Raw genomic sequence first — 8,579 nt, forward strand, 5'->3', positions numbered from 1 at the left:
GCGCGCCTGCAGGCCGGCGCCCGCGACGCCCGCGCGGCGCTGCTTGCCATGCGCGAGCGCCTTGCCGCCATCGTGTTCGCCGCCGCGCGCAAGCTGCTGACGGACGCGCCGCGCGAGAGCCTGTATCGGCGCGCCGCGCACCTCGTCGACGCCGAGCTGGAACAGGCGTCGTTCCTCACGGTGACCGTGCACCCGGACGACGCGGCGCACGTGCACCACGTGTTCGGCGGGGCCGGCTGGACCGTGCGCCCGGCCGTCGTGGAGGATGCGGCGCTCCAACCCGGGAGCTGCGTGTGCGAATGGGATGACGGCGTGATCGACGCCGGCCTGCCCGCGCAACTGGCCGCGCTGCGCCAGGCGCTCGACCGGGCGCTGGAGACGGCATCATGATGGAGGCACTGCGCACGCTGGCCGACGCGATGGAAGCGGCCGTCGCCGCCGAACCTGCCGGCGCGCGCATCGGCAAGGTGGTCGAAGTGACGGGCACCCTGCTGCGCGTGGGCGGCCTGGACGTGAAGCTGGGCGAATTGTGCGACCTGCGCCCTGCCGACGGCAGCCTGCTGCAGCAGGCCGAGGTGGTCGGCTTCAACCGCCACCTGGCCGTGCTGGCGCCGTTCGGCGGCGTCGAAGGCTTGTGCCGCCAGACCCGCGTGACGGGCCACGGCCGGCCACTCGCGGTCGGCGTCGGGCCCGGCCTGCAGGGCCGCGTGCTGGACGGCTTCGGCCGCCCGATCGACGGCGCCGGGCCGCTGCGCTGCGAAGCCCACGTCAGCATCCATGCACCGGCGCCGAACCCGATGACGCGGCGCCTGATCGACACGGCGCTGCCGACCGGCGTGCGCCTGATCGACGGCCTGACCACGCTGGGCGAGGGCCAGCGCATGGGCGTGTTCGCGCCGGCGGGCGTCGGCAAGAGCACCCTGCTGGGCATGCTCGCGCGCGGCACGGCCAGCGACGTCAACGTGATCGTCCTCATCGGCGAACGGGGCCGCGAGGTGCGCGAATTCATCGAGATGGTACTGGGGCCGGAAGGCATGGCGCGCAGCGTCGTCGTGTGCGCCACGTCGGACCGCTCGTCCATCGAGCGCGCCAAGGCCGCCTTCGTCGGCACGGCCATCGCCGAGTACTTCCGCGACCGCGGCCAGCGCGTCCTGCTGATGATGGATTCGCTGACCCGCTTCGCCCGCGCCCAGCGCGAGATCGGCCTGGCGGCGGGCGAACCGCCGGCCCGGCGCGGCTTTCCGCCGTCCGTGTTCGCGGAGCTCCCGCGCCTGCTGGAGCGGGCCGGGATGGGCGAACACGGCTCGATCACGGCGCTGTACACCGTGCTGGCCGAGGACGACAGCGGCAGCGACCCGGTCAGCGAGGAAGTGCGCGGCATCCTCGACGGCCATCTCGTGCTGTCGCGCCGCATCGCCGCCCGCAACCAGTACCCGGCGATCGACGTGCTCGGCAGCCTGAGCCGCGTGATGAGCCAGATCGTCGGCCCCGAGCACCAGGCGCACGCCGGCCGCGTGCGCGCGCTGATGGCGAAGTACGACGCGGTCGAGACCCTGCTGCAGATCGGCGAATACCAGGCCGGCGCCGATCCGGAGGCCGACGAGGCCATCGCCCGCCATCCCGCCATCGCCGCCTTCCTGGGCCAGGCGACCGACGATTGCGCGGACCCCGGCGACACGCTGCGGCAACTGGCCGCGCTCGCGTCATGACGGCGGCCGCCGCGTCCCCGTGGCGCACGCTGCACGGCGTCGTCACGCGCGCCATCGACCGCCTCGAACGCACCCTCGGCGAGCGCCGCGCGGCGCTGGCCGGGGCGGAAGATGCCGCCGCGCAGTGCGCCGACCGGCTGGCGCAGGCCGACGCCGCGCTGGCCGGCCACGGCGCCCGGCTGGACACGCTGCTGGCCGGCGCGGCCCTGTCGCCGCGCGCGTACCTGGAACATGACGCGTGGCGCGGCCAACTGGCCGCCCGCCAGGCCGATGCCACCGCCGCATTGCGTGCAGCGCAGCAAAATGTCTTGGACAAACAGCACGAGATTCGGCAAACTCGACAGGAAATCGCCGCCGCCAGGGCGCGCCGCGACGACCTCGCGCGGAGCATGGCCGAGGAGGCCCGGGTTGCCGAGGAAACGCAACAGGATGCGCAGGACGAAGAAGCGGCCGAGGCCGGCCTTGCGCGGCGGTGCGCGGGGAGGGCGACATGAGCGGCCTGGACGACATCGCCACCCTGTGGCAGGCGCACGGGGACCTGCACACGCTGGTGATCCTGCTGGCACTGTGCAGCATCCGGCTGCTGGTCGTGTTCGTGGTGCTGCCGGCGACGTCGGACCAGGTGCTGCCGGGCGGCGCGCGCAACGGCGTGGTGTACGTGATCAGCTGGTTCATCGCCGCCGGCCAGCCGGCCGATACGCTGGCCCGGCTGGACGGCATGACGGCGCTGATACTGGTGGGGAAGGAGATGTTCATCGGCATGGCGATCGGTTATGCGGCCGCGCCGGTGTTCTGGATTGCGCAAAGCGTGGGAGTGGTGATCGACAACATGGCGGGTTTCAACAACGTCCAGACCAGCAATCCGCTGCGCGGAGAGCAGGCCACGCCCGTGTCCAACGTGCTGATCCAGCTCGCGATCGTGCTGTTCTACGTCTCCGGCGGCATGCTGTTCCTGCTGGGCGCGATCTTCGCGTCGTTCCGCTGGTGGCCGCTGACGGCCACGTTGCCGTCGCTGGACGCGCTGGCGGACACGTTCTTGATCAGCCAGGTGGACGGCATCGCGGCGGCGACGGTCAAGCTGGCCGCGCCCGTGATGGTGGTGCTCGTGCTGATCGACCTGGCGTTCGGGCTCGTCGCCAAGGCGGCCGACAAGCTGGAGCCGATGTCGCTGAGCCAGCCGGTGCGCGGCGCCGTCGCCCTCCTGATGCTGGTGCTGCTGACCGGCACCTTCGTCGACCAGGTCAAGACGTCGTTCACCTTCGAGCATTTCCAGAGCTTCGTCCAGCACGGCATGCTGGGCGCGGCGCCCACCCGATGAAAGGTCCCATGTCCGTGATGCGTCCGCTGTTCCGTTCGTTGATTGTCTGCCTGGCGCTGCTCGGCGCCGGCGCCACGCAGGCGGCCGATCCGCCGGTCACCCCTGTGTATGCCCAGTTGTTGCAAATCTTCGAGCTGTTCCAGACCGACCGCGAGGCCGCGACGGCGCAGCTGCAGGCGCTGCACGACCATATGCCGGCATCCGCCACGCTCAACGACCGCAGCAAGGCCCTCAATACGCTGGTCAACTTCTACATCGAGGCGCACGACGAGCGGGCGCGCCGCTACGCCGACGAACTGGCCGCGTTCGGCGCGCGCGAGCACGACCTGCAGAGCGCGCTGTGGGCGGAGAACTACCGGGCCCGGGTCCTGTCGCTGTTCGACAGCAAACAGGCCGAGTGCGTGCGCGTCGTCGAGGCCGCGCTGGCGCGCGACACCGGCGCCGTGCACCGGACTGGCGCCGCCATGCACGACACGGCGGCGATGTGCTACCAGCAACAGGGCGACATAAGGAGCGCGCTCCGGCACCAGACCGCCGCGCTCGGCCTGCTGGACGGCAGCAGCCAGCGCGACGTGTTCCACCGCGCGATCGCGATGAACAACATCAGCATGCTGTACTCGCTGATGGGCGATTACCGCCAGGCGCTCGACTACAACCTGCAGGCGCAGGCGGTGGCCGAGGCGCAGCATGCGCAGTCCATGCAGGGCACGCTGGCGTCGGTCCGCTGCGACCTGTACGGCAAGCTGCGCGAGCCGGAGAAGGCGGAGCGCGCGTGCCAGCAGGCGTTGTCGCTGGCGCGGCTGGTGGGCGACAAGGAGCTCGAGGCGGAAATGCAGCGCAGGCGCAGCGAAGACGCGTGGAAGGCCGGCCGCTACGCCGACTGCCTGAAGCTGGCCGAGGCCGCCCTGGCGTTGCTGCCGCCCGGTGCCACCTCGCGCGACACCGCCGACCTGCGCGGCGACATCGGCCTGTGCCGCATCGGACTGGGCGCCGTCCGGCAGGGCGAGGGCGAGGTCCGCGCGGCACTGGCGTTTTACCGCGCGGGCAAGGAGGACCAGTCCGTCATCGACATGCTCGACAGCCTCGTCACGGCCTACGAGCGGGCCGGCCTGTTCCACGAAGCCTACACCGCGCTGCGCGAGCTCAGCACGCTCAAGGACGAGGTGGCCCGGCACACACTCGACCGCGCCACGCTGAAGATGCGCTCCGAGTTCGAGTTCACCGCGCGCCAGAAAGAGATCGCCGCGCTGCGCGAAAAGACCCAGCTCCAGCAGTCCGAGCTGAAAAACGAACGGCTCGAACTGGCGCTCGGCGTCGTGGTGGCCCTGCTGGTCGGCGTGGTCGGCTTTTTCAAATTCCGCGACAAGGAGCAGTCGCGCCGCCGGGCGCTGCACGAGAACCATAAAAAATCGCAGTTCGTGGCCGAGGCGGCGCACGACTTGCGCCAGCCGATGCAGGCCATCGGCAACCTGCTGGGCGCGGCCAGCCACGCGCTCGACCGCGGCGACGTCGACAAGGGCCGCGAGCTGATCGACACGACCCAGAAGGCCACCAACGCGATGCGTTCGTCGTTCAACGCGGTGCTGGAATTGTCGCGGCTGGAATGCGGCGCCATCGTCGCCGAATACGGCAGCTTCGACCTCGGCGAACTGGTGAGCGAGACGGTGCTCGCGCTGCGCCCGCTCAGCGAGCCGCGCGGCGTGACCATCCGCGTGCGCCTGCCGGCCGGCGGCGGGCCGGCCGTGCGCAGCGACCGCCAGATGCTGGGGCGGGTGCTCGCCAACCTGCTGTCGAACGCCATCAAGTACAGCGACCCGACGCGCGCCGGCGGTGCCGTCGTCGTGGTGGGCGTCGTGCGCCTGCTCCACCACTGCCGCGTCGACATCGTGGACAACGGCGTCGGCATTCCCGACGCGTTGCAGAAGCAGGTGTTCAAGCCGTTCTTCCAGGTCGACAATCCGAACCGGGACCGCAACCGCGGCATGGGCCTCGGCCTGTCGATCGTCGCGTCGTCGCTGGCCCTGCTCGAGCGCCACGGCCTGCAACTGCGCTCGCAGGCGGGCGTCGGCAGCCGCTTTTCCGTCAGCGTGCCGCGCGCCACGGCCGGCGACGTGCCGGTGCCTGTGGCCGCGCCCGCCCCCGTCACGGCCACGGCCGACGTGGCCGGCCTGTATGTGCTGTACGTCGAGGACGACGTCCTCGTGCGCCAGTCGACCGAGATGCTGTTGCGCGAATACCGGGTGCTGTACGAATCGATCGGCTCGCTGGCCGAACTGGAAGCGCTGCTGCCGGGCCTCGAGCGCATGCCCGACCTGGTGCTGACCGACTATTCGCTGCCGTGCGGCCGCACGGCGCGCGACGTGGTGCGGATAGTGACGGCCGAATTCGACACCGCGCTGCCCGTCATCGTGCTGACGGGCGAAAGCGCGTCGGTGACGCTGACGGACGAGCTGGAACACGCGACGGTGCTGCGCAAGCCGGTGGCGTCGGCCACGCTGCTGGCGACGATCCGCGCGGTGTGCGACGCGCCGTCCCYCAGCGCGGCAGCGGCGGCACGATGATGCCGCGGCGCGACACTTCGACCAGCAGTTCGGTGCGCCGCGTCACCTGGAAAATGCGGAACAGCTTCGGCACGTAATCCTTGCGGATCGTGCCTTCCTCGACCTGCATCTTGGCGGCGATCGTCTTGTTCGGCAAACCCTGGCACAGGTAGTACAGGACCTCCAGGCAGCGCCCCGAGACGCCCAGCGCCGTCGCCGGAATGCTGGGCAGCGGCGTCACGGGCGGCGCGTACACGCCCTCGCGCGCCATCGCCGTCACCGGCACGAAGATCCCGCCCTGGAACACGGTGTCCAGCGCGCGCTGGAAGATGCCTTCATGGTCCATGTCCTTGGGGATGTAGCCGCACGCGCCCGCGTTGATGCACTCGAGGACCAGCTGCCGGTCCGCATGGGCCGACAGCATGATCGCGCGCGTCTCCAGATTCTGCTCGCGCAGGTATTTCAGCACGTCGAGCCCCGTCTTCTCGCATTTCAGCGTGAAATCCAGGAAGGCGAGGTCGAACCGTTTCGCGCCCAGCAGGGCGATCGCCTCGTCGTAGGTGGCGGCCTCTTCGATGTGCGCCGTCGGTTGGGCAATGCGGATCAGTTCCCGCATGCCGGCGCGCACCAGGCCCTGGTCTTCCAGCACCAGGATCGTCAATTGTGCCACATCGCTCATTCGCTCTCCGATTGTTACTTGAGTCTTGGAAACATTTTTACAGTACCACAGTCTAAATGTTTGCGTCGGACAATTGTCGGGTAGCCATCCCGACATCTGCGGGATCGTCGGCGCCGCTTCGTTCTGTGATCATTCTTGCACCGCAGACAAACAATCCGGTTCTGCTCCGATCGCATGTTGCTCCAACGAGGTGACGACCATGTTTCAGATTTATCTCGCTCTGATTTCCGCACAAACCCACGATCACGCCATGCCGTCTTATGCCCGCGCCATGCAGGAAGGCGACATCGAGGCCGCCCACCGCCACGCCCAGCGCCTGGGCGAAGCCGACGCTCCCGCCTTGCAGGCCCTGGGCGACGCCGCACTGTTGCTGGGGTTCGAGGAAGATGCGGAAGAGCACTTCCGGCGCGCGCAGAAACTGCAGGATTCGAACGACGCCGTGCGCTTGTTGTCATGCCGCAACGCGGGGTGGCAGGCGCTGAACCTGCACCGCTACAGCGCCGCGCTGCACTGCTTCGCCCGCATCGTCCAGGACGGCGCCGCGAACGTGCCGCAGAAGGCCGAAGCGGTGCTCGGCGCGGCCCTGGTGCACCACCAGCTGGGCCAGCAGGCCGCGTGCGACGACGCGCTGCGCCAGGCGCGCGCGCTGGGCGCGGCGGCGGACGATGGCCGCTGGCTGCTGCTGGCCGACCTGCTGGCGCTCGACTGTGCCGTGCGGCTGGGCGTGCGCTGCGCCGCCGGCCTGCGCGACCACGTGTTCTGGCAGTCGGCCGCCGTGCGCGGCGACCATCACGCCGAGTGGCAGCGCTTCGCCGACGCCATGGCCGCCTGCGACGCGCGCCGTCCGGCCCCGGAACTGGCGGCCCGGCGCCATGCGTACCTCGCGCTGCTGCTGCGCCTGGCCGACGGCGAGCGCGACGTGATCAGCGCGCTGCAGCGCCACGGCGCCTGCGACGCGGGCATGCACGTCGAGATCGCGCTGGCCGCGCTGGCCGGCGAGCACGTCGACCTGGCCGAGCAGAGCCTGCAGCGCGGCCGCCACGCCGATCCGCGCGACCGGCGCTGGAACCTGGACCTGCGCTATTGCCAGGCCAAGATCGCGATGCTGAAAGGCGACGGCGCCGCCGCCCTGAAGGCCTATGCCGCCTACACGGCCGAGGCGTTGCAATGCCTGCGCAGCGAGACGCAGGTAATCAAGCCGCTGGACGGCATGGCGCCGCCGGTCGCGCAGCCCAGCGACGACATCAGCGCGCGCCTGCCCGCCAGGTACCGCCGCGCCTACCGCTACATCGCCGACCACTACCGCAACAACGACCTGTCCACGGGCGAGATCGCGGCCCACATCGGCGTCACCGAACGGGCGCTGCAACTGGCGTTCCGCGAAAACCTCGGCATGTCGCCGACGGCCGTGCTGCGGCGCATGCGGCTGGACGCCGTGCGCGCCGAGCTGCTGGCCGAGGACGGCGCCGGCGACGGCATCCTCAAGACGGCCAACCGGCTCGGCCTGAAGAGCCGCTCGTCGCTGATCCGCGGCTACCGCAAGCAATTCAACGAAGCGCCGTCGGCCAGCGTGTGCCGCTGAGCGCCGTTTTTGACCCACAGGAATCCCATGCACAAGCGTTTTACGACCGGCGCCGCGCTGCTGGCGCTCTGTCTCGCCTGCGCCGTCCCGGCGCACGCCGCCGGCCGGGCCATCCCCTGGCGCACCGGCACCTTCAAGTACGTCGCCGATCACAAGGACGTCAAGGACATCCTGCGCGAACTGGCCGCCAGCCAGAACGTGATGGCGTCGATCTCGACCCAGGTCGAGGGCAACGTCACGGGCAGCTTCGCCGAGTCGCCGCAGCGCTTCCTCGACCACCTGGCCGCGTCGTTCGGCTTCGTCTGGTACTACGACGGCACCGTGCTGTACGTGGCCGGCGCCAACGAAGTGAAAAGCGTGTCGATCGGCCTCACGCACGCCCACCCGGCCGACCTGCGCAGCGCCGTCGCGCGCCTGCGCATCGCCGACCCGCGCTTTGCCATCGTCTACGACGACCCGACCAACACGGTGCTGGTGTCCGGGCCGCCGCGCTACGTCGAGCTGGTGAGCGAACTGGCGCGCAAGATCGACGTCGACCACCAGCAGCGCCGCACGCTGGAAGTACGCGTGTTCCCGCTGAAGTACGCGTGGGCGGCCGACCACGCGCTGCGCGTGGGCGGACAGCAGGTCACGCTGGTCGGCGTGGCCAACATCCTGCGCAGCATGTACCAGAAAAACGCGGCGACGCCGGCGCTCGCGGCGGCGCCGGCGGGCCCGGTGACGCGCGTCGGCAGCGCCGCGCCCAGAAACG

The 8,579-nt window shown here is 70.4% G+C and carries 7 protein-coding genes and 1 pseudogene; 7 read left to right on the forward strand and 1 reads right to left on the reverse strand.

All coding sequences use genetic code 11. The features are described 5' to 3' along the window. The 5 genes from AC1DYX_RS24130 to AC1DYX_RS24150 form a co-directional block, all read left to right on the forward strand. Positions 1-390, forward strand: a 390-nt coding sequence (locus AC1DYX_RS24130) for a FliH/SctL family protein (RefSeq protein ID WP_477263574.1), incomplete at its 5' end; no start/stop codon positions are given. Next, positions 387-1,709 carry a type III secretion system ATPase SctN gene (gene sctN / locus AC1DYX_RS24135; RefSeq protein WP_477263576.1) on the forward strand — a complete coding sequence of 441 codons (1,323 nt, stop codon included), beginning with the start codon at positions 387-389 and terminating at the stop codon, positions 1,707-1,709. The genes AC1DYX_RS24130 and sctN, both read left to right, overlap by 4 nt. Then, positions 1,658-2,203 carry a hypothetical protein gene (locus tag AC1DYX_RS24140; RefSeq protein ID WP_477263578.1) on the forward strand — a complete coding sequence of 182 codons (546 nt, stop codon included), beginning with the start codon at positions 1,658-1,660 and terminating at the stop codon, positions 2,201-2,203. The genes sctN and AC1DYX_RS24140 overlap by 52 nt, the downstream gene beginning before the upstream one ends. After that, a complete protein-coding gene (gene sctT, locus AC1DYX_RS24145) occupies positions 2,200-3,027 on the forward strand; it encodes a type III secretion system export apparatus subunit SctT (protein WP_477263580.1) in 828 nt (275 codons plus the stop codon). The genes AC1DYX_RS24140 and sctT overlap by 4 nt, the downstream gene beginning before the upstream one ends. Before the next feature lie 8 nt (positions 3,028-3,035). Continuing rightward, a complete protein-coding gene (locus tag AC1DYX_RS24150; protein WP_477263582.1) occupies positions 3,036-5,588 on the forward strand; it encodes a hybrid sensor histidine kinase/response regulator in 2,553 nt (850 codons plus the stop codon). Positions 5,589-5,619: 31 nt separating this feature from the next. Here AC1DYX_RS24150 and AC1DYX_RS24155 read toward each other — a convergent pair. Then, positions 5,620-6,342 (reverse strand): annotated as a pseudogene (locus AC1DYX_RS24155) (response regulator); the annotation flags it as partial. Between the two features lie 154 nt (positions 6,343-6,496). On the opposite strand from AC1DYX_RS24155, the gene AC1DYX_RS24160 reads away from it, so the two are divergent. Both AC1DYX_RS24160 and AC1DYX_RS24165 read left to right on the forward strand, forming a co-directional pair. After that, a complete protein-coding gene (locus AC1DYX_RS24160; RefSeq protein ID WP_477263584.1) occupies positions 6,497-7,828 on the forward strand; it encodes a helix-turn-helix domain-containing protein in 1,332 nt (443 codons plus the stop codon). A gap of 27 nt (positions 7,829-7,855) precedes the next feature. Then, positions 7,856-8,579, forward strand: a 724-nt coding sequence (locus tag AC1DYX_RS24165; RefSeq protein WP_477263586.1) for a secretin N-terminal domain-containing protein, incomplete at its 3' end; no start/stop codon positions are given.

The organism is Massilia sp. P2_C2, assembly GCF_056404615.1.